The 19,209-nt window shown below is 65.5% G+C and carries 17 protein-coding genes; 11 read left to right on the top strand and 6 right to left on the bottom strand.

Annotated elements, in window-relative coordinates; all coding sequences use genetic code 11:
• Window positions 1-2 precede the first annotated feature (2 nt).
• The gene (locus tag BLT71_RS12040; protein ID WP_091720553.1) at window positions 3-1,715 is read left to right on the top strand and encodes an ABC1 kinase family protein; all 1,713 of its coding nucleotides are present in this window, start codon (window positions 3-5) and stop codon (window positions 1,713-1,715) included.
• 128 nt (window positions 1,716-1,843) lie between these two features.
• Entirely contained in the window at window positions 1,844-2,587 is a 744-nt protein-coding gene (locus tag BLT71_RS12035) for a lipoate--protein ligase family protein (protein WP_091720551.1), read from the top strand.
• 76 nt (window positions 2,588-2,663) lie between these two features.
• Here BLT71_RS12035 and BLT71_RS12030 read toward each other — a convergent pair whose 3' ends face one another.
• Window positions 2,664-2,921, bottom strand: coding sequence for a mycoredoxin (locus BLT71_RS12030; protein WP_091720532.1), 258 nt, complete (start codon window positions 2,919-2,921; stop codon window positions 2,664-2,666).
• A 131-nt stretch (window positions 2,922-3,052) separates the two neighbouring features.
• Between BLT71_RS12030 and BLT71_RS12025 the strand changes: the two genes are divergently transcribed.
• Window positions 3,053-3,814, top strand: coding sequence for an SOS response-associated peptidase (locus tag BLT71_RS12025; RefSeq protein ID WP_091720529.1), 762 nt, complete (start codon window positions 3,053-3,055; stop codon window positions 3,812-3,814).
• A gap of 25 nt (window positions 3,815-3,839) precedes the next feature.
• On the opposite strand, the gene BLT71_RS12020 is transcribed toward BLT71_RS12025, so the two are convergent.
• Window positions 3,840-4,262: a VOC family protein gene (locus BLT71_RS12020; protein ID WP_091720527.1), complete on the bottom strand. Its 423-nt coding sequence runs from the start codon at window positions 4,260-4,262 to the stop codon at window positions 3,840-3,842.
• Between the two features lie 19 nt (window positions 4,263-4,281).
• Here BLT71_RS12020 and BLT71_RS12015 point away from each other — a divergent pair, with 19 nt between their 5' ends.
• Complete coding sequence (locus BLT71_RS12015; protein WP_015937239.1) at window positions 4,282-4,605, top strand: chorismate mutase; 324 nt, start codon at window positions 4,282-4,284, stop codon at window positions 4,603-4,605.
• 51 nt (window positions 4,606-4,656) lie between these two features.
• On the opposite strand, the gene BLT71_RS12010 is transcribed toward BLT71_RS12015, so the two are convergent.
• Entirely contained in the window at window positions 4,657-5,046 is a 390-nt protein-coding gene (locus tag BLT71_RS12010; RefSeq protein ID WP_015937238.1) for a hypothetical protein, read from the bottom strand.
• A gap of 149 nt (window positions 5,047-5,195) precedes the next feature.
• On the opposite strand from BLT71_RS12010, the gene BLT71_RS12005 reads away from it, so the two are divergent.
• From BLT71_RS12005 to pdxS, 6 genes are all read left to right on the top strand, one after another.
• Window positions 5,196-5,543 carry a DUF6504 family protein gene (locus tag BLT71_RS12005; RefSeq protein WP_091720524.1) on the top strand — a complete coding sequence of 116 codons (348 nt, stop codon included), beginning with the start codon at window positions 5,196-5,198 and terminating at the stop codon, window positions 5,541-5,543.
• The gene (locus tag BLT71_RS12000) at window positions 5,540-9,025 is read left to right on the top strand and encodes a DNA polymerase III subunit alpha (RefSeq protein WP_091720522.1); all 3,486 of its coding nucleotides are present in this window, start codon (window positions 5,540-5,542) and stop codon (window positions 9,023-9,025) included. Before BLT71_RS12005 ends, BLT71_RS12000 begins: the two co-directional genes overlap by 4 nt.
• Window positions 9,026-9,153: 128 nt before the next feature.
• Window positions 9,154-11,163: a threonine--tRNA ligase gene (thrS, locus tag BLT71_RS11995; protein WP_091720519.1), complete on the top strand. Its 2,010-nt coding sequence runs from the start codon at window positions 9,154-9,156 to the stop codon at window positions 11,161-11,163.
• A 16-nt stretch (window positions 11,164-11,179) separates the two neighbouring features.
• Entirely contained in the window at window positions 11,180-11,767 is a 588-nt protein-coding gene (locus BLT71_RS11990; protein ID WP_056079499.1) for an HIT family protein, read from the top strand.
• The gene (pgsA, locus tag BLT71_RS11985; protein WP_091720516.1) at window positions 11,757-12,386 is read left to right on the top strand and encodes a phosphatidylinositol phosphate synthase; all 630 of its coding nucleotides are present in this window, start codon (window positions 11,757-11,759) and stop codon (window positions 12,384-12,386) included. Before BLT71_RS11990 ends, pgsA begins: the two co-directional genes overlap by 11 nt.
• Before the next feature lie 139 nt (window positions 12,387-12,525).
• Window positions 12,526-13,452 (top strand): pyridoxal 5'-phosphate synthase lyase subunit PdxS, encoded by a 927-nt coding sequence (pdxS, locus tag BLT71_RS11980; RefSeq protein WP_091720513.1) that lies wholly within the window; start codon window positions 12,526-12,528, stop codon window positions 13,450-13,452.
• 231 nt (window positions 13,453-13,683) lie between these two features.
• On the opposite strand, the gene BLT71_RS11975 is transcribed toward pdxS, so the two are convergent.
• Entirely contained in the window at window positions 13,684-15,696 is a 2,013-nt protein-coding gene (locus BLT71_RS11975) for a M3 family metallopeptidase (RefSeq protein WP_091720510.1), read from the bottom strand.
• A gap of 84 nt (window positions 15,697-15,780) precedes the next feature.
• Here BLT71_RS11975 and BLT71_RS11970 point away from each other — a divergent pair, with 84 nt between their 5' ends.
• On the top strand, window positions 15,781-17,094 hold the full coding sequence (locus BLT71_RS11970; RefSeq protein WP_407681216.1) for a CapA family protein: 1,314 nt from the start codon (window positions 15,781-15,783) through the stop codon (window positions 17,092-17,094).
• Window positions 17,095-17,154: 60 nt separating this feature from the next.
• Here the strand turns inward: BLT71_RS11970 and BLT71_RS11965 are convergent, their stop codons facing one another.
• Both BLT71_RS11965 and BLT71_RS11960 read right to left on the bottom strand, forming a co-directional pair.
• Window positions 17,155-17,919, bottom strand: coding sequence for a type 1 glutamine amidotransferase (locus BLT71_RS11965; RefSeq protein ID WP_091720505.1), 765 nt, complete (start codon window positions 17,917-17,919; stop codon window positions 17,155-17,157).
• Window positions 17,916-19,208 carry a Mur ligase family protein gene (locus BLT71_RS11960; RefSeq protein WP_172829964.1) on the bottom strand — a complete coding sequence of 431 codons (1,293 nt, stop codon included), beginning with the start codon at window positions 19,206-19,208 and terminating at the stop codon, window positions 17,916-17,918. The genes BLT71_RS11965 and BLT71_RS11960 overlap by 4 nt, the downstream gene beginning before the upstream one ends.
• Between the last annotated feature and the right edge of the window lies 1 nt (window position 19,209).

Here is a 19,209-nt window from a genome sequence, read left to right as displayed (position 1 = left end):
GGGTGGCTTCCGGCCCTCGCCCGCAGGTGGGCCCGGCTGCATTCCTGGGCCACGTCCGTTCCCGCTACCGCCGAATCCTGCGTTTTGCCGCACGGCACCTGGCATCAGTGTGGTGGTACGAGCTGCTGCTGCCCCGGATAGGGCTGGCCCGCGTCGCCGAGCGGACCCGTCCGGCCAGGATGCAGCGGTTCGCCCGCCGTTTCCACGCACTGGCCGTGGAGCTCGGCGGCCTCATGATCAAGGTGGGCCAGTTCCTGTCGTCCCGGCTCGATGTGCTCCCGCCGGAAATCACCGAGGAACTCCAAGGCCTGCAGGATGAGGTGCCACCGGTCGCGTTCCCGGCCATCCGGGCCCTTGCCTCCTCCGAGCTGGGTTTTCCCCTTGACGAGGTGTTTGCCATGTTCGAGGAGGAGCCCCTGGCCGCAGCCTCCCTCGGCCAGGCGCACCGGGCGCGGCTGCTGCCCGCCGACGCGGAGGTGGCCGGGGTCAAGGACGTGGTGGTCAAGGTGCAGCGTCCGGGCATAGAGGCGATCGTCGCCGTCGACCTCGCGGCGCTGCGGAAGGTGGGCGGCTGGCTCAGCCATTTCCGGATCGTGGCCGACCGCGCCGACATGCCGTCCCTGGTGGAGGAGTTCGCGCAGACCAGCCTGGAGGAGATCGACTACCTCCACGAGGCCGCCAGTGCCGAGCGGTTCGCAGCGGATTTCGCCGGCGATGCCCGGGTCCACGTGCCACGGCCCGCCTGGGAGCGGTGCACCCGCCGCGTGCTCACCCTGGAGGATGTCACAGCCATCAAGATCACGGACACGGACGCGCTCCGTTCGGCAGGCATCGACCCCGCAGAGGTGGCGCCGGTGTTCGCCTCGGTCATGTTTGACCAGCTGTTCACCAACGGCTTCTTCCACGCCGACCCGCACCCGGGCAACATTTTCGTCACGCCCACCCGGCCCGGTTCGGGCAGCCATCGCTGGAAACTGACCTTCATCGACTTCGGCATGATGGGCGAGGTAACCCCCTCCACCCGCAGCGGCCTGCGCAAGCTCCTGATCGCCGCCGCGGCCCGCGACGGCAAGGGACTGGTTGCCGCCATCCGCGACGTCGGAGTGCTGGTGCCATCGGCGGACACCGTGGAGCTGGAACGGGCCATGACGCACCTGTTCGCCCGGTTTGGCGGGATGGGCTTCGCCGAGCTCCGCGAGGTGGATCCGCGCGAGTTCCGCGACTTCGCGGAGGAGTTCGGCGAAGTGGTCCGGTCCCTGCCGTTCCAGCTTCCCGAGAACTTCCTGCTGATCATCCGGGCGATGTCCCTCACCTCGGGGGTGTGCAGTTCGCTGGATGAGCGCTTCAACCTGTGGGACTCGGTAGAGCCCTACGCTGCCCGGCTGCTGCGGGAGGAGGGCGGGAACATCGTTCAGGACGCCGCCCGGCAGCTGGCCGGGGCTGCGGGACTTGCGCTGCGGCTGCCGCAGAGGGTGGATGACCTGATCACCCGGATCGGTGAAGGCAACGTGTCTGTCGCCAACCCCCGGCTGGAGCGGCAGGTGGCCAGGCTGGACCGCACGGCCCGCCGGACGGCGTCGGCAGTGGTCTTCGCCGCGTTGCTCATCGCCGGGGCCGTGGTCCGGGCCGACGATTCCGTACTCGGCACCGTCCTGATGGCAGCGTCAGCGGTTCCGCTGCTCCACGGCGCCTGGGTGGGGCGGAGGGGGCGGTAGCCGGGCGCCCGGCCGGTGGGTCGGGCACCGGGCAGGGCGCACGACGGCGTACCCTAGGTTGGGCCCGTCCGGCACCGCCGCGGCAGGGTCAAGGAACAGCATCATGACGACCAAGGGAGCCCAGTGCCATGGCCCACCACCCTGACTCCGGAACCCTGACCGTGGTCCGGCAGGACGTCTCGCTCGGTGCCGCCCGGGACCTTGAGTTCGGCCTTGAGCTGCTCGCCAGGGTGCGCAACGGAAGCATGGGCCCCACCCTTCGGCTGTACCGCCCCGCGCCCACAGTGGCCTTCGGCCAGCGTGACACCCGGCTGCCCGGGTTTGACGCCGCCGCCCAGGCGTGCCGCGACAACGGCTTCGAACCCCTGGTCCGCCGTGCGGGCGGCCGAGCGGCCGCTTATCACCAAGGCACCCTGGTGGTGGACCACATTGAGCCTGACGACGATGCCATCGCCGGTTCCAAAAGGCGGTTCGGCTATTTCGGGGAGCTCTTCGCCGACGCCCTGCGCAGGGTGGGTGTGCAGGCCGCAGTAGGGGAAATCCCGGGGGAATACTGCCCCGGCGAATTCAGCGTGCACGGCACGGCCGCGGCTGACGGGTCCCGCATCAAACTCGTAGGCACTGCGCAGCGGGTGGTGGCCGGCGGCTGGCTGTTCAGTTCGGTCATCGTGGTGGAGGACTCCGCACCGATCCGGAAGGTCCTGACCGACAGCTACGCCGCGCTCGGCCTCGACTGGGACCCAGCCACGGCCGGCGCCGCGGACGACCTCGTCCCCGGGCTGACGGTGGAAGCAGTCACCGAAGCCCTGCTCGAAACGTACGCGGGCCATGCCACCTTGGCTTCGGCGCCGTTCGGCAGCCTGGGGGCATGACCCGCGTCTGCTGGATCACCAGTGTCCGGGCGCGGCACCGGGCAAGTAATGGCCCGGCCGCCCGCATTGTCCTGGACTAGGCCGCCAGGCGGTTCCTGACCTCTGCAGCGGACGGGTTGGTGGCCGCCGTGCCGTCCGGGAACAGGACGGTGGGTACGGTGCGGTTGCCGCCGTTGATCTGCTCCACGAGCTCGGCGGTACCCTCCACTTCCTCGATGTTGATTTCGGTGTAACCGATGCCCTGCGCGTCGAGCTGCTTCTTCAGCCGGTTGCAGTAGCCGCACCAGGTGGTGGAAAACATGGTGATGGTGCCGGTTTCGGGAGTGAAATCCACAGGGTTCTCCTCTGGGTTGGGTGAAGGTTTCGTTCGGGTCAACGGTAGCGTGCCCGCCGGTATTCCCCGGCGTCCGGCCGCCGGGGCGCTGCCCGGATGACAGTATGTGGCGCCGATGGCATGCTGGAGCCATGTGTGGACGCTACGTAATGGCACGCGCCGTGGGGGACCTCCTGGCAGAATTCGACGCCGAACTGGAGGACGAGGTGAGCATTCCGCCGTCGTGGAATGTAGCTCCCACCGATGCCGTCCCCATTGTCCTGGAGCGGTTGGTTGAGAACGGCCCGGACGCCCGGCAGGTCCGCCAGCTGCACGTCGCCCGCTGGGGCCTGGTTCCTTCCTGGGCCAAAGACCCGGGCATCGGGTCCAAAATGATCAACGCCCGCAGCGAATCAGTGCTGGAGAAGCCTGCCTTCCGGAAGGCGATCAAGTCACGGCGCTGCGCCGTCCCCGCCGATGGCTACTACGAGTGGAAGCAGGGCCCCGGGAAGTCCAAGCAGCCGTACTACGTGCACCCCGGCGCAGAAAGGGGGCTGGCCTTCGCAGGCCTCTATGAATGGTGGCGCGATCCGTCGGTGCCGGCGGGCGAGCCCGGCCAGTGGCTGCTTTCCACGTCCATCCTGACGGCAGACACCCCGCCGCCGGGCTCCGAATCAACCGTGTTCGGGAAACTGACCGCACTCCATGACCGGGTACCGCTGCCCATGGACAGGGACACCATGCAGGCCTGGCTTGATCCGCAGGCTGATGACGCCGCCGCCCTGGTGGACATGGTGCGGTCCGGGGTCAAGGATGTGGCCGCCGACTGGCACGTGGAGTCCGTGGGCAAAGAGGTGGGCAACGTCCGCAACAACGGTCCGGAGCTCATCCGGCCCGTGGAGGCCCTCTTCTAGCAGCCCGGACCGCCGGAACCGGAACTCAGACGGTGACCGTCCCGTCGTCGTCCACTGCCCAGGTGGGGTTGTACGCAACTTCCCAGCGGAAACCGTCCGGATCGGAGAAGTACCCCGTGTAGCCGCCCCACGGCTGGGTGACCGGTTCGCCGGTAACTGCAGCCCCGGCGGCCTTCGCCTCCTCCAGGACCCGGTCCACCTCATCGGCGGCGTGCACGTTATGGCTCAGGGTGATGCAGGGGACCGGTCCGGGAGCGTCCACCCCGGCCTCGGCGTGCATCTGGCCCGCATCCCACAGGGAAAGCACCAGCCCGTGGTTGGCCTGGATGAAAACGACTTCGCCGGGGACCTCCCGGTGCACGGGCCACCCGAGACCGTCGACATAAAAGGCCCGGGAGGCCGGAACACTGCGGACACCTAGCGAGATGAAGTCGACTCTGGGTTGCATGCTTCGATACTGTCAGAAGATGGCAACAATTCAAGGAAACGACCGGGATGCACTGGCCGACAAGGAACAGCTCGCCGCAGTCCGAATTGCCGTGGATGAGGTGGACGACCAGATCGTCACCCTTATTGCGCGCCGCGAACGCCTGATCAGGATCGCCGGCACCCTCAAGGGTGACGACGCCGAAGTCCGCGCACCGGACCGCGTGGAGAAAATCATCCAGCATGTCCGCTCGGCAGCTGAGAAGAAGGACATCGACCCGGACATCGTGGAAGCGACGTACCGGGCAATGATCTCCGGATTCATCGAACTGGAGCTCCGGGTCCACCACGAAGACAACGGCTGACCCGCCCGGGCCACCCCTCCTTACCCTGCAGCTGCAACGCTGCGGGGAACCCTAGAGGTTTTCGTCCACCTTCACGCCGGACTGGAAGTCCCGCCCGTCAGCCTCGCTGAAGCCTGTCATCACATGGCCCTTGCCGAGGCCATTGATTGCTGCCATGGGGAAGTTGCCTGTGATGGTGCTGCCTGAATGGCTGACGCCGCCCAGGTCATAGTTCTCCTCACAGTTCTGTTCGTGGTTAAACGAAAAGAAGGCTATGGCCTCCCCGTTCATGAATTCAATGCCCAGCCGGCGCTGGGATGAGTAGTCCGGACTCGCCGCCACAAGACCCACCACGTAGGCGCCGGAACCGGGGATGTTGCCGTCTATATCGAACGTGGCCACCAGCGTGGAGTCCTGTGCCTTGATGCTGACTTGTTTGAGGAGTGCGTCAGAGGTGCTCATGCACCCATCCTGCTCCCTGCAGAACTGTCAGTCCACCCCCTGAACCACGATTCTATGCATTGGGTGGGGCCGGGCGTAGACTGGAGATATTCGAACACATATTCGAATATTTTCCCCAGTTTGCAGTACCAGCCAGTCCCGGAGGCGCCATGGGCATGTTCAGCGAATCAGTTGATGTCGCCTGCACCTCCGACGGTCTTCCCCAGAGCCTTGTATGGGCAGGGTGTACCTATGACATCTGCGCCGAACCCCTCCGATGGTACGAACGCCGCCAATGGTGGGCTGAGGAAAGCCGGGTTCCCCTGGGGAGCGGCCCCGGGATGGTGGATCACGAAATCTGGCGGATCCAGGTCCTGCCCCAGGCTTCGCCAGGACATCTGCCCGGCAGGGAAAGCCAGCCCATGGAACCACTCACGCTTGACCTCACCCGCCACATCCGCAGTGGCAGGTGGCGGCTGCTGCGCATCCACGACGCCCTTCGACCCAGAACAGCATGAGTTTCACGCACCTGCATGTCTCCACCGCCTTCAGCGCGCACTATGGAGTCTCCTGGCCGGAGGAACTGGCCCAGGCCGCCGCTGACGACGGCGCCTCCGCGCTGGCCTGCACAGACCGCGACGGGCTATACGGCACCATTAAGCACCTCAAGGCCTGCATGGCCGCGGGGATCGACCCCATCGTTGGGGTGGACCTTGCGGTGCTGGACGACGACGGCGATCGCCGCACCGAGGTCGCCGGACGGGTTGTGGTGCTCGCCAAGGGGCACAACAACGGTGCCGGCTACAGGGCGCTCTGCCGGCTGATCTCAGATGCCCACTCCCGGACGTCCGGCAAGGCCGGGGGTGCCATCCCCGTGGCAGTGACCCGGGCAGAACTGGCCTCAAGGACCCTCGACCCCCAAACGCTCAAACCAGTCCTGGTGGTCCTCATCGGGCCAGACTCCGACGTGGGGCGTGCCATGGGAGGAAGGCGATACCTGCGTCCACGCACCCTGTTCAAGCAATGGCTCGATGCCATGCCCGCTGGGACAGTGGTGGCAGAGATTGTTTCCCAGCTCAGCGCCCCCGGGTCACCCCTGAGCACCGCCCACGCGGTAAGGATGCTTCGACTCGCCGAAGAACACCGTGTTCCTGCGGTCCTCACCAATGCCGTCAGGTATTGCGGAGCGGACGGAGCGCCCACTGCCGACGTCCTCGACTCCGCACGCACGCTCAAATCCCTTCCCGAACTGGCCGGCGAACCCCTCCTGCAGCCCACCGGCCAGGGATGGCTGAAAACCTCAAACCACATGCGCCGGCTTGCCCAGGAAGTCATTTCCGCTGCAGGCTACGGCGCCGCAGACCTTACGCAGCTCCTTGCACAGACCGAGGCGCTCGCCGATGCCTGCCGCATCGATCCTGCCAGTGACATGGGGTGGAAGCAGCCGGTCGTTCCGGAAGCGTCCATCATCGGGATCAACCAGGACCCCGCCCTGGAACTGGTCCAACGGTGCCATGCCGGAATCGCCAGGCGCTTCCCGGGTATTACCGGTACCGCTGAGCAAACCATGCTCACCAGGCTCGAGCATGAGCTGGGGATCATCCGCAACCTCAACTTCTCCTCCTACTTCCTGACCGTGGCTGAAGTCTCCAGGATGATCCAGGACATGGGAGTTCGTGCCGCAGCAAGAGGCTCAGGTGCATCCAGCCTGGTCAACTACCTGATTGACGTCAGCCAGGTAAATCCGCTGCAGCATGATCTGATATTTGAGCGTTTCCTGTCCCAGGACAGGGCCACCCTGCCGGATATCGATATCGACGTCGAAAGCGCCGAGCGCCACAATGTATACCGCAAAATCTTCGAACGGTTCGGGGCTGAGCGGGTCACCCTGATGAGCATGCAAAACGGATACCGGGCCAGGGGAGCAGTCCGCGATGCCGGCCTCGCCCTGGGAATGGACGGCGACGAGGTGGGGGAGATTGCCAAGCAGCTGTGGCGCTTTTCCGCAGGGAAATTCCGTGAAGCGCTCCAGGAAAAACCAGAACTGCGCGAATTCGCCGGACGGGTGGAACAACGGGACACAGACGGCAACCAGCAACTGGATCTCCTGGTGGACCTGACTGAACGCCTTGATCGGCTGCCCCGCCATATCTCCATGCACCCCTGCGGAGTGATCCTGGGTGACGCCACCCTGCTGGACCGCACCCCGGTCCAGCCCAGCGGGTTGGGGCTGCCCATGAGCCAGTTCGACAAACATGACATGGATCCCATGGGAATGCTGAAGCTTGATGTCCTGGGCGTCAGGATGCAGAGCGCCATGGCGTTTGCCGTCCGTGAAATCATCCGGATCCATCCCTCCAAGAGCGACGTTGTAGCAGCAGGGCACCATGCTCCCGGTCCGGAAGGGGCCGGCCCTGACTACATCGCGGATAACGGGCACATCGATCTCAATGCTGTTCCGCTGGACGACGAAGCCACGTTCGAACTCATTAGGAGTACCCATACACTCGGATGTTTCCAGATCGAGTCTCCCGGGCAGCGGGAACTGATCGGCAAAATGGCACCCCGGGAATTCAACGACCTCATCATCGACATCTCCCTGTTCCGGCCGGGGCCCATGAAATCAGACATGGTCCGGCCTTTCCTGGAGCACCGGCACGGCTTCGCCCCCGAGGTATATCCCCACCCGGACCTCAAGCCAGTCCTTGCCGAAACCCACGGGGTCACGGTGTTCCATGAACAGATCCTCAAGACCTTCGATGTCATGACCCACTGCGGGCTTGCCCGTGCCGACGAGTTCCGGCGTGCCCTGGGCAATGAAAACCGCGAACCCGCTGTGGAGGAGTTCTTCCGCAAGGCAGCCCGCGCCAAAGGGTATGCCCACGAGGTGGTGGACAAAGTTTGGGGAACCCTGAAGGCCTTTGGAAGTTTCGGGTTCTGCAAGGCCCACGGCGCAGCCTTTGCCGTTCCCACATACCAGTCCGCCTGGCTCAAAACGCACCACCCGGAGGCCTTCCTGGCTGGGCTGTGGGAACACGATCCCGGCATGTACCCCAAACGGTTGCTGGTAGCTGAAGCACGGCGCCTGGGCATCCCCATCCTTCCGCTGGACATCAACCGGAGCAAGGACGAATACCGGGTAGAGCGGATCCTGACCGGAGCCGATTCCGGAAAGCTGGGGATACGTCTCAGCCTGAAAGGCATTTACGGGCTTTCGGGTACTGAACTGAAAAGGATCGTCGCCGGGCAGCCTTTTGACTCGCTCGCGGACCTTCGGTCGCGTTCCAGGATCAGTAAGCCCAGCATCAAGCGGCTTGCCCAGCTTGGCGCGTTCGACTCCCTCCACCGGGAGGCAGGAGGAACTGCCAACCGGGCCGACCTCGTCCAGCACCTGCAGCAACTCCAGGTCTCAGGAAGCCGGAAGGGCACCGACGTAGTGGAAGGGCAGCTGTCCTTCCCGCTAGGCGATATTGAGTTGCGCAACGTTAAACCCGGGCTGCCCCAACCGACCCTGGTGGAAACCGTCCGGGCTGAACTTGACCTGATGGCTGTGGATGTCAGCACCCACCTGATGGACAGCCACCGCCCAATCCTGGAAAAACTGGGCGTCACCACGGCCGACAAGCTGCTGGGACTGCGGAACGGAACCGAAGTGCTGGTGGCCGGCGTCCGGGTAGCCACCCAGACGCCACCCATGCGTGGGGGCCGGCGGGTGGTGTTCATCAGCATCGACGACGGTACCGGCTGCATCGATTCAGTGTTCTTCCATGAAGCCCAGGAAAGCGCCGGTCCGCTCCTGTTCGGAACCCGGATGCTGCTGATCCGGGGCACCACCCGCAGGACCGGTCCGCGGGGAATCAGCCTTAGCGCCAGCATGGCCTGGGACCTCAGCAGGCCCGAAACGCTGCCGTTCCCGCCGTCGGAAACTTCCTTCCAGGACGTGGCGCACCCACTGGACGGCATTGCCAGGAGCCTCGCCATCACCGGTTTCAACGGCTGACTTCGGCTTTCCCGCTGCCGTGAGCCGCGTTGGTCGGCCCTCCGCCGAACCGATAGCATTGACGGTGGCTGGCTGTGGTCCCCGTACGCCGCAAGCTATGAAGCCTCAACTTTGAATAGGAGACACCCGTGTCAGATGCCCAGCAGATCACCCTTCTCGTCGACGGCGAAGAGACCAAGGTGACTACCGGGACAACCGGTGCGGAACTCTTCTTTGAGCGCCGCGATGTTGTCGTGGCCCGCGTTAATGGCGAACTCAAGGACCTGGACCAGGAACTGCCCGAAGGTGCCGAGGTGGAAGGCGTCACCATCGAATCCCCGGATGGACTGAACGTCCTGCGCCACTCCACCGCACACGTCATGGCCCAGGCCGTCCAGCAGCTGCGCCCCGACGCCAAGCTCGGCATCGGCCCCTACATCACTGATGGCTTCTACTTCGACTTCGACGTCGCCGAACCGTTCACCCCCGAGGACCTCAAAACCCTCGAGAAGATGATGCAGAAGATCATCAACCAGAACCAGAAGTTCGTCCGCCGCGTTGTCAGCGAGGACGAAGCCCGCGAAGCCATGAAGAACGAGCCCTACAAGCTCGAGCTGCTGGGCAAGAAGAACGAAGCTGCCGAGGCCGGCGAAGGCGTGAACGTCGAGGTCGGCGCCGGCGACATCACCATCTACGACAACGTTGAGCGCAAGGAAGGCACCACTGTCTGGTGCGACCTCTGCCGTGGCCCGCACCTGCCCAACACCAAGCTCATTTCCAACGCCTTCGCCCTGACCCGTTCCTCGTCCGCCTACTGGCTGGGCAACCAGAAGAACCAGCAGCTGCAGCGCATCTACGGCACCGCCTGGCCCACCAAGGACGCCCTTAAGGCCTACCAGGAACGGATCGCGGAGGCCGAACGCCGTGACCACCGCAAGCTCGGTTCCGAGCTTGACCTGTTCTCCTTCCCGGATGAGCTGGGCTCGGGCCTTCCGGTGTTCCACCCCAAGGGCGGCATCATCCGGAAGGAAATGGAGGACTACTCCCGCCAGCGCCACGTGGAGGCCGGCTACGAGTTCGTCTACACCCCGCACATCACCAAGGGCCACCTGTACGAAGTTTCCGGGCACCTGGACTGGTACAAGGAGGGCATGTTCCCGGCGATGCACGTCGACGCCGAGCTCAATGAGGACGGCACCGTCCGCAAGCCCGGCCAGGACTATTACCTGAAGCCGATGAACTGCCCCATGCACAACCTGATCTTCCGTTCGCGTGGCCGGTCCTACCGCGAACTTCCGCTTCGCCTGTTTGAATTCGGGTCTGTCTACCGGTACGAGAAGTCCGGCGTGGTCCACGGCCTGACCCGCGTCCGTGGGATGACACAGGACGATGCCCACATCTACTGCACCCGCGAGCAGATGAAGGACGAGCTCACCAAGACGCTCACCTTCGTCCTGGACCTGCTCAAGGACTACGGCCTCAACGACTTCTACCTGGAGCTGTCCACCAAGGACCCGGAGAAGTATGTCGGCGAGGACGCTGCGTGGGAGGAAGCCACCCGCACCCTGGCCGAAGTGGCGCAGGAATCGGGACTGGAACTCGTACCGGATCCGGGTGGAGCCGCGTTCTACGGCCCCAAGATCTCCGTGCAGGCCAAGGACGCCCTGGGCCGCACCTGGCAGATGTCCACCATCCAGCTGGACTTCAACCTGCCCGAACGCTTCGAACTCGAATTCCAGGCTGCAGACGGCAGCCGGCAGCGTCCCGTGATGATCCACCGTGCACTTTTCGGCTCGGTGGAGCGGTTCATGGGCGTCCTCACCGAACACTACGCCGGCGCCTTCCCGGCATGGCTGGCACCCGTCCAGGTGGTGGGCATCCCGGTGGCCGAAACCTTCAACGAGTACATGTTCGACGTCGTCGACCAGCTGAAGGCGGCCGGTATCCGTGCCGAGGTGGACACCTCCTCGGACCGTTTCCCGAAGAAGATCCGTACCGCCAGCAAGGACAAGATCCCGTTCGTGCTGATCGCCGGCGGAGACGACGCCGAAGCCGGCGCGGTTTCCTTCCGGTTCCGGGACGGCAGCCAGGACAACGGCGTGCCGGTGGCAGAGGCAGTCAAGCGGATCACCGAAGCCGTCCGTAACCGGACCAGCTAGCGAACGGAACAGCACCGTGGAGGAGAACACAGGCGCCGGGTATCCAGGGGATGCCGGTGTAACCGACGACTTTGCCCTGGCCGGTGTCCCGGACGCTTTCCAGCGCCTGTGGACTCCGCACCGGATGGCCTACATCAAGGGCGGACAGCACCAGTTCAAGAATGAGAATGACTGCCCGTTCTGCGTGGGCCCGGGACGAACCGACGAGGACGCCCTCATCGTGTACCGGGGGAAAACCTGCTACGTCGTGCTAAACCTCTTTCCGTACAACCCCGGGCACCTGCTGGTCTGCCCGTACCGGCACGTCCCGGACTACACGGACCTGACGGTGGAGGAAACTGCCGAATTCGCCGACCTGACCCAGACGGCGATGCGCGTCCTGCGCAAGGTGTCCAACCCGGGCGGATTCAACCTGGGCATGAACCAGGGTGTGGTGGGCGGTGCCGGTATCGCCGCCCACCTGCACCAGCACATCGTTCCGCGCTGGGGAGGCGACGGGAACTTCTTCCCCATCATTGCCCAGACCAAGGCCATCACGCAGACCCTCGATGAGGTCCGGCAGATGGTGGCCGACGCCTGGCCCGGGGAGACTGATGCTGAATAGGCACGCCCGCGGTTTCTTTACCGCGCTTTTCACCCCGTTGGCCCGCTGGCTCCTGCGCCTGGGTGTCTCGCCCGACGCCGTAACAGTCATCGGAACCGCGGGCGTCGCGCTGGGCGCCCTGGTGTTCTATCCCCTCGGGCAACTGTTCTGGGGCACGGTCTTCATTACGGCCTTCATCTTTTCCGATGTCCTGGACGGCATCATGGCCCGCATGCAGGACGTCAAGAGCCGCTGGGGCAACTTCCTGGACTCCACCCTGGACCGCGTCGCGGACGGCGCGCTCTTCGCCGGACTGGCGGTGTGGTTCTTCACGGGCGGGCAAAATACTGCCATCGCCGTGGCGGCCATGGTCTGCCTGGTCCTGGGCATGGTGGTCTCCTATGCCCGGGCCAAAGCCGAGTCCCTTGGATACACGGCAAATGTCGGCATCGCGGAGCGGGCCGAGCGGCTCGTCTCCGTCCTGGTGGTCACTGGGCTCACCGGGCTGGGACTGCCGTCAGTGGTGCTGCTCGTGACGCTGGTGCTGCTGGCGCTGGCCAGCTTCACGACGATCGTCCAGCGTGTTGCTTCGGTCCGCCGGCAGGCCCTGGCACAACCGCTTCCCGCGGACGAAACGTAATTGCCGCGGCTGGCCGCCGGGGGACTACTATAAGGATTGCCCGGTCAATGGACCCGGCAATCCGTGTGTGTACAGTCCGGCATCAGCATGCCCGCCTGCACACCCGGCGAAGATCGTCTATCTACCCATAGGGGTTTTTGTGTCTACACCAGATGTAAGCAACGAGGCCGGTTCGTCCGCGAACAGCGTCACGGGCAGCAACCGCGTGAAGCGCGGCATGGCTGAGATGCTCAAGGGCGGCGTCATCATGGACGTCGTCAACGTTGAACAGGCCCGCATCGCCGAAGACGCCGGTGCTGTTGCAGTCATGGCCCTGGAACGCGTTCCGGCCGATATCCGCGCCCAGGGCGGCGTGTCGCGCATGTCCGATCCGGACATGATCGACGCCATCATCGATGCCGTGTCCATTCCGGTCATGGCGAAGGCCCGCATCGGCCACTTCGTCGAAGCCCAGGTCCTGCAGTCCCTCGGCGTGGACTACATTGACGAGTCCGAGGTCCTCACCCCGGCCGACTACGTCAACCACATCGACAAGTGGAACTTCAAGGTTCCCTTCGTCTGTGGCGCCACCAACCTTGGTGAGGCCCTGCGCCGCATCAACGAAGGCGCAGCGATGATCCGGTCCAAGGGTGAAGCCGGCACCGGCGATGTTTCCAACGCCACCGGCCACATGCGCCAGATCCGCGCCGAGATCGCCAAGCTCGCAGCCCTTCCCGAGGACGAACTGTACGTCGCGGCCAAGGAACTGCAGGCCCCGTACGAACTGGTCAAGGAAGTTGCCGCTGCCGGCAAGCTCCCCGTGGTGCTGTTCACCGCCGGCGGCATCGCCACCCCGGCCGACGCCGCCATGATGATGCAGCTCGGCGCCGACGGCGTGTTCGTTGGCTCCGGCATCTTCAAGTCCGGCAACCCCGCCCAGCGCGCGGCCGCCGTCGTGAAGGCCACCACCTTCTTCGATGACCCCGACGTCATCGCCAAGGCCTCCCGCGGCCTCGGCGAAGCCATGGTGGGCATCAACGTCGACGAAATCCCCCAGCCGCACCGCCTCGCCGAGCGCGGCTGGTAACTCCCGCCTTGGTCGCCTTGGGTGCGCCGGACGGCGCCATCCTCGGCGCGCTATTCCCCGCGCATTGTCTGCAGCTACGTAGCTGGTTGGGGCGCGGGGGCCCTTTTACGCGCGCTGCCGGATAACGCCGTCCGACGCTTCTGGTCGCCTTGCATTGGTAAGCACGACGGCGGCGGGTCACCTTGTGTGGGACCCGCCGCCGTCGTTTTTTAAGGTGTGGGGGGGTGTGGTCTACTCCAGGCCGCGGCGCTTTAGCAGGGGCTCGAGTTTGGCGTCCCGGCCGCGGAGGATCCGGAAGGACTCCAGGGGGTCGCGGCTGTTGCCCCGCGAGAGCAGTTCCTGCCGGAACCGGTCGCCGTTGGCCCTGGTAAGCCCGCCGTTCTCCGAGAACCAGTCCACCGTCTCGGCATCCAGGACCTCACTCCAGATGTAGGAGTAGTAGCCGGCGGCGTAGCCCGCGCCGGCAAAAATGTGCTGGAAGTAGCCGGTCCGATACCGCGGCGGGATGAGCGCGTGCGTGATGCCCGCCGCGGCGAGGGACTTCGCCTCAAACGCGAGGGCGTCATCCGGGACGGCATCCTGCTCCAGCACGTGCCACGCCAGGTCCAGCAAGGCGGCGCCCAGATACTCGGTGGTGGCAAACCCTTCGCCCCAGAGCCTGGATTCGTCCAGCCGGTCCACAACATCCTGCGGCAGCGGTTCGCCCGTGGCGTGGTGGCGGGCGTAGTTCGCGAGGACCTCCGGCCACATGATCCACATTTCGTTGACCTGCGAAGGGAATTCCACGAAATCGCGGGGGACAGCAGTACCGGAGAACCGCGGGTAGGTGACATCGGAAAAGAGCCCGTGCAGCGCGTGGCCGAACTCGTGGAAGACCGTCCGCACCTCGTCAAGTGTCAGGAGGGTCGGTTCACCGGGCGCGGGCTTAGTGATGTTGAGCGTGTTCATCACCACGGGCCTGGTACCCAGCAAGGCGTTCTGGTCCACCAGCGAGTTCATCCATGCGCCGCCCCGCTTGGATTCGCGGGAATAGTAGTCACCGAGGAACAGCCCCAGCCCGCCGCCGTCGGAATCCCTGACCTCCCAGACCCGCACGTCAGGGTGGTAACCAGCCAAGTCTTCCCGCTCATGGAAGCTGATGCCGTACAAGGACCCGGCCGCGAAAAAGACGCCGTCCCGCAGCACGCGCTCCAGCTCGAAGTAGGGGCGGAGGGCCTGCTCGTCCACGCTGTACTTCTCCCGGCGGACTTTCGCCGAGTAGTAGGCCCAGTCCCACGGTTCCAGGGCGTGCCCGGCGGACTCGGCAAGGGCGGACGCTTCATGGTCCGCGTTGCGGACGGCGGCGGGGGCCATGCGGTTCAGCATGGACTGCACCGCCCCGAAGTCAGGCGCCGTTTGGCGGTCTGCCACCAGTTCAGCGTAATTCGCAAAACCCAGCAGCGTGGCCTTCTCTGCACGCAGCCGGGCCATGGACCTGGCCAGGTCCAGGACGTCCAGGGGGCCGCCGCTGCTGCCCCGTGCAACGGACGCTTCGAACAGCCGACGGCGGACGGCCCGGTCCGAAAGTGAGGCAAGGGCAGGCTGGTTGCTTGGCTGGATAAGCCCCAGCAGGAACTGCCCCTCATGTCCTGCTGCCCGGGCCGCTTCAGCTGCGGCGGCGACGTCGTCGGCGGGCAGGCCGTCAAGTTCTTCCGCATCCTCGACGAGGAGCGCAGCGGACTTCATCCCTTCCTTGACCCGCTGGCCGAACTCCGTGCCCAGCCGGGAGAGCTCTGCGTTAGCGGCCCTGAGCCGGTCCTGTCCGGCGGGATCGAGCTGGATACCGGTTTGCCGGAACTCCTTCAGGTACTCCTCCACCAGCCGGACCGACTCGGGATCACATGCAGAGGTATCGATGCCCCGGAAACGCTCATACAGATCAGGGTTCAGGAAGAGCTCATCCTGGTGGGCCGAAAACCGGGGCGAGAACTTCGTTTCCAGTTCCCTGATCTCCGGTGAAGCATCCGCCGAAACAAGGGTAAAGAAGGAGGCGGCTGCGCGGTCCAGCAACCGCCCCGACTGCTCCATCGCCACCGCGGTGTTCTCGAAGGTGGGTGCCTCCGGATTCTGCACAATGCGGTCAATTTCAGCGAGGTGCTCAGCCAGGCCTGCTTCGATGGCCTCGGCGTAATGGGCGGCCTCGATGCGGGCGAAGGGCGGGAGACCATACGGCAGGGAGCTGGGAGCCAGCAGGGGGTTCGTCATGATGAAAACCTTTCACATGAGGGCACGCTTCTCAATGCGGCCAAATACCCGTGCCGAAGGCTGGCCATTCCTAGACTTGGCGGTATGGGGAAAAGTACCGGGAGGGCTCCTGCGCGCTCCCGCGCGGGTGCCGGGCCGCAGCAGTGGATGCGCGCTGTGTCGGTGGCAGGCCTGCTGCTCGTGGCTGGTCCGCTCGCCGGGTGCGGTCTTGTGGCGCAAGGGGCTGGCAGCGGTGAGTCCACCGCCGGGTCCACCCAGAGTCCACACCCCGGAATGCCGTCCGGTACAGCCTCGGCTTCCAGTGCCCCGCCAACCCCCGCACCTTCGCCCACACCGGGCAAGGGTTCTCGGTGCCCGGTGCTGCGCTGCGCGTCGGTGGTGGTCACCGGCGGCATGCCGGTCCACAGCAGCATCTGGCAGGAGGCACAGCAGGATGCCGCTGAGGCCGGGAAGCCGGGCCTGGATTTCCTGCCGATGCTGGAGGGGCAACGGCGCTACCTGGAGAGGTCTGACCTCGCCATCTGCCACCAGGGGAGCCCTGTGGCGAAATCGGACGGGCCGTTTGCGGGCCACCCCTCGTTCAATGTGCCGCCGCAGATCGTCACCGCTGCGAAGGACGTGGGCTACCAGGCCTGCACCACCGCGGGCGACCACATTCTTGACCGCAGTACCGACGGACTCCTGCGGACCGTGGATGCCCTGGACGCGGCCGGCCTGAAACACACCGGTTCCTACCGCACCGCCACGGAGTCCCAACAGATCCTCATCCTGCAGACCCCTGCGGCGAAGGTGGCTGTCATCGAGGCAACTTTCGGCCTCAACGGGAAGAGCCCGGAATACCCCTGGCAGGTGGACGCGCTGGACTCCAGCACCATGATTGCCAAGGCCAGGAAGGCGCGGATGCTGGGCGCCGACGTCGTGATTGGTGCCATGCATGCAGGGGACGGCAACGGCGGGAACACCGGTACCCCGACCGCCCAACAAACGGACGCAGCCCGTGCGCTGGCGGACAGCGGGCAGTTCAACCTGGTCTACGGCCACTCCCCATCAGTGCTGCCCATCGAGAACTACAAGGGCACCTGGATCGCCTACGGACTGGGCAACGGGATGACGGACGTTTCCCCTGCCCATCCAGCCAAGAGCGAGGGCCTGCTGGTCCGCGCGCAGTTCGGCCAGGACGCTGCCGGAACCTGGACCGTCACGGACCTGGCCTGGACGCCGACCGTTATGGCCGGGAATCCCTACCGGTGGTGTTCGGTGGCGGCAGATGCGCCGCAGGGGCCCTGCGCCGGGGCGCCGGCCGACGACGCCACGCGGCAGCGGACCATTGGAGTGGTGAACTCCATGGGCGCCGCAACTGCTGGCGCGCATGAACTCCTCATTACCCTCGAACCCTGACGGCCGTTAAGAAGCGGCGGCCGCCCCGAAGCTAAGGGAAAAGCCCCTCAACCCGACGGATCAGCGCGGCCTGCGTGCCGCGTGGTCCCGAGCGAGTACCGCGTACCGGTCATCCGGGAGGCCGGGCTCGAACGTTCCAAACTTGCGTTCAGCAGCTGTACGGATCAGGAAATCCGCGATGGCCGGGTTCTTCGGAAGCAGCGAGCCATGCAGGTAGCTGGCCACAATGTTGCGGTAGCGGGCGCCCTCGTGGCCGTCGCTGCTGTTGTTGCCCGTTCCCTTCGCCACGGTGCCGAGGGGGCGGACCCCGCCACCCAGGGTGGTCTGCCCGCTGTGGTTCTCGTAACCCAGCACCTCACCGAATTCGGACGTGGCGACCTTGACGTTGCCAATCAGGCGCTCATCGGTGCCGTGCGTTTCGACGTCGAGGATGCCGATTCCCGGAATCACCGAGCCGGTCCTGGTCTTGAAGAACCGGCCAAAGAGCTGGTACAGGCCGCAGATGACGAGCATCGGCGTCCCGTCCTCGGCGAGCTCCTTGAGGGAATCCGCCCGGCCCTGCAGGTCGTCCTGGATGACCAGCTGCCCGCTGTCCTGGCCGCCGCCGCCCACAATGATGTCCACATCGTCAGGGAAGGGGTCACCCACGTTGTATTCCAGCAGTTCGGGTGTGTACCCGTGCCACCGGATCCGCTGCTGCAGCACCAGGGCGTTGCCCCAGTCGCCGTAGATGTTCATGTCTCGCGGGTAGAGCTGGACCACCCTGAGGATGCCCTTGCCGCCGGCGGTTGACGGACCGGACGTGCCCGGAGTTTCCTGGCTCAAGAGACAACCTCCACAGTGGTGATCTTCGACAGTTCGCGGCGGATGGCAAGCATGGCCGTATACGTACAGAAAATGCGCTTGGGCTGGCCCTTCGCCCCCCGGATGAACGCTGCGAGGGCCGGCGCGATATCAGGATCCACGGCACCGATGCGGACATCGTCATACTGCAGGCGCAATGCCATGTCGTAGGCGCGGGAACCGGTCAGCTGGTCCACGCCTTCGGCCCGGAGGGAATCGAACTCCACGTCCCACAGCCAGGACATATCCCGGCCGTCGGCATAGTTGTCGTTGATGGCGATCATGGTGGCGTAACCGCCTGCAGGAAAGGACTTCAGGCCGAGGCGGAAACCGCTGGGGTTCTTCACCAGCACCAGGTCAAGGGGCTGGCCTTCCACCGTGAGGCTCTCACCGCGGCCGAAGGCGGGCGCCACCTGGGACAGCGCCTCCAGCAGGGTTTCGTGGTTGGTGTCCGCCGCGGCTCCGCCGCAAATGGCCCGCGCCAGGGTCAGCGCCGCGGCCGCGTTGAAGATGTTGTACACCCCGCGGAGCTTCATCGCGGTACTGACGGTCCCGCCGTCGTACTCAAATTCGGCGGTGTCCGCGCCCACCTTGCGGAGCACGACGTCGGCCGCGGGCTTCTCCGGGAGGCCCGCCGGTGCGGGGCTGCCGGGAGCGGCGCGCATATCGTCGTCGTTGGGGAACGTGCCCAGCAGCGAGTCGTCCAGCCCGAAATACCGGACCTCCTGGCCCGTGAGGGTTTCCGCGATCCTGGCCACCCTGGGGTCTTCACGGTTCAGCACCACGGTCCCGGTGGTTTTGGCGGCGATGTGCTGGAGGAGCTGGGCTGTCTTGTCGATCTCGCCGAAACGGTCCAGCTGGTCCCGCAGGACGTTCAGGAGCAGGCAGTATTTCGGCGGCACGCTGTTTACGAAGTGCACGGCATGTGCCTCGTCGAGTTCCAGGACCGCGACGTCGGCGTCCAGCCGCCCGCGCCAGTCAACCTCGCCCAGCAGGGCCGCGGCGACGCCGCGGGTGAAGTTGCTGCCGGTGCGGTTCGTGAAGACTTTCAGGCCTTGGCTTTCGAGCAGCTCCACCACCATTTTGGTGGTGGTGGTCTTCCCGTTCGTGCCGCTGACAACTGCCACGCCGTGCGGCAGCGTGGTGAGTGTCCGCCGCATGAAACCGGGGTCGATTTTTTCGACGACGAGCCCTGGAAGCGCGGACCCGCCGCCTCGGAGCCGGGATATCCGGCGCACCAGTTTGCCAAGCGGAACAGTGTAAAAGGGCATT

Source organism: Pseudarthrobacter equi (genome assembly GCF_900105535.1).
Taxonomy (GTDB): Bacteria; Actinomycetota; Actinomycetes; order Actinomycetales; family Micrococcaceae; genus Arthrobacter; species Arthrobacter equi.
The sequence above is the reverse complement of the archived record's forward strand: the minus strand, read 5'-3'. Positions and strand labels throughout refer to the sequence as shown.